The sequence below is a fragment of the Mesobacillus sp. genome (genome assembly GCF_049588175.1).
In the GTDB taxonomy this organism is placed as follows: domain Bacteria; phylum Bacillota; class Bacilli; order Bacillales; family Cytobacillaceae; genus Mesobacillus.
Window position 1 is genome coordinate 1 of sequence record NZ_JBAVFI010000164.1, and the last position, 2,097, is coordinate 2,097.

A 2,097-nucleotide genomic window follows, 5' to 3' on the forward strand; every position below is an offset into this window, starting at 1 on the left:
GTTCGAGAGGAATGGTTGGTCTCCTCAGTGATGAAGATTTCAGAAGCCTGACGGATAAGGACGGGATCACTACTGAGGATGCGATGGTAAAAATCGGGTTAGATCCTACTCTTGTGAAACGTCGAGACCCAAAAACGATGAAGGCTTTTCTTGAGTTGCATATTGAACAAGGTCCTATATTAGAAGAAAAGAAGATTCCTATAGGTGTTGTTGAGGCCATCGTTGGCTTGACCCAACTCGAGGTTACGGTGGAAGGACAGGCTGGTCATGCCGGGACCACACCGATGGACCGGCGGGCTGATGCCCTGGTTACAGCGGCAAAGATTGTTGGGCAGCTGCCAGGACTTGCGGCTGAAGAAGGTGAGGGTACAGTTGTTACCGTCGGACGTCTTAATGTCTTTCCAAACGGAGCAAATGTCATTCCAGACAAAGTAGTATTCTCCGTAGATATCCGTTCAGGGAAAGAAGCTAATGTATTGAATGTAATTGAAAAAACGAAATCGCTCATTTCTTCTTTTAATGAAAATGGAATTAAGACATACGTTGAGGAGCTGTTATACATTCAGCCGAAAGAATTAAATGAGGGAATCCGTTCGCTTTTAAAAGCGAAGAGTGAAGAACTTCAGATTCCATATTGTTCAATCAACAGCGGAGCAGGGCACGATGCAATGGTCTTATCCGATTACACAGATGTCGGGATGTTGTTCATTCCCAGCAAAAATGGTCTTAGCCATTGCCCTGAGGAATGGTCCGATTCAGAGGATATCGCCAAAGCGGTGCGAATTTTTTACGAAACAGCCAAGAGCTTAACGGAGGCGGAATGATGATCAATCAAAAATTAAAGGAAGCATTCGTAGAATATAAGGATGAACTAACTGAACTAAGAAGGAAGTTCCACAGCGAACCAGAGCTTTCCTGGGAAGAATATAAGACTACTGAATTTGTATGCGACTATCTAGGAAACTTGGGGATTGAATATAGAAGAACAGAGCCAACAGGGGTGATCGCTGAAATTAAAGGTGGTAAGCCTGGAAAAACTGTTGCGCTCAGGGGAGACATGGATGCTTTATCTGTTGAACAGCTGAATAAGGACCTGCCCTATGCCTCCCGGGAGGAAGGTAAAATGCACGCATGCGGCCACGATGCCCATACTGCGATGCTGCTGGTTGCGGCAAAAGCTTTAAATGAAATAAAAGATGAGCTCCCAGGAAATGTCCGCTTATTGTTCCAGCCTGCCGAAGAAGTCGCAGAAGGCGCGAAGGCTCTGGTGAAGCAAGGTGCTGTGGATGGAGTCGACAATGTTTTCGGCATACATATTTGGTCGCAGATGCCAACACATAAAGTATCTTGTACACCTGGTCCTTCCTTTGCATCAGCAGATTTATTCAAAGTAACCTTCAAGGGTAAAGGAGGTCATGGTGCTATCCCGCAGGCTTGTATCGATGCGGCAATTGTTGCTTCCTCCTTTGTGATGAATGTCCAAACTGTTGTTTCAAGAACAATTGATCCACAACAAGGAGCCGTCCTCACAGTTGGAAAAATGGTCGTTGGGACAAGATTCAATATCATCGCTGAAAACGCAGTGATTGAAGGAACTGTTCGCTGCTTTGATCCTGCGACACGCGACCATATTGAAGCCCAGCTTCAGCATTATGCCGACCATGTTGCAGCCGTTTATGGAGCGACAGCCACAGTTGAATATACCCGTGGCACACAGGCGGTCATCAATGACGGAGCCAGTGCGGTGCTAGTACAGAAGGTTGCCGCTGAGGCATTTGGTGAGGACGTCGTCTTTAATGAAAAACCAACGATGGGCGGGGAGGATTTCAGCTTTTATCTCGATGAAGTACCTGGAAGCTTTGCACTCGTAGGAAGCGGCAACCCTGAAAAGGATACAGAATGGGCTCACCATCACGGCAAATTTGATATTGATGAGGATGCACTGGCTACCGGAGCCGAGCTGTATGCTCAGTATGCTTGGGCATATTTTAACCAATAATACTCCTTCAAAAATAAATATCATTGGGGAGGACTTTTCTAGGTCCTCCTTATTTACTTTTTTCTGGATTATAAAAGTAATTTGGTGCTCTCTTTTTC

2 protein-coding genes are annotated in these 2,097 nt (G+C 45.7%); both read left to right on the forward strand.

Annotated elements, in window-relative coordinates:
- Positions 1 to 824, forward strand: an 824-nt coding sequence (locus WB217_RS03920) for a Zn-dependent hydrolase (protein ID WP_423990830.1), incomplete at its 5' end; no start/stop codon positions are given.
- Positions 824 to 1,999 carry an amidohydrolase gene (locus WB217_RS03925; protein WP_423990832.1) on the forward strand — a complete coding sequence of 392 codons (1,176 nt, stop codon included), beginning with the start codon at positions 824 to 826 and terminating at the stop codon, positions 1,997 to 1,999. The genes WB217_RS03920 and WB217_RS03925, both read left to right, overlap by 1 nt.
- Positions 2,000 to 2,097 lie beyond the last annotated feature (98 nt).

Excerpts from the sequence above, each read along its gene's own strand:
- WB217_RS03925 (WP_423990832.1), top strand. The coding sequence starts at position 824 with ATGATCAATCAAAAATTAAAGGAAGCATTCGTAGAATATAAGGATGAA.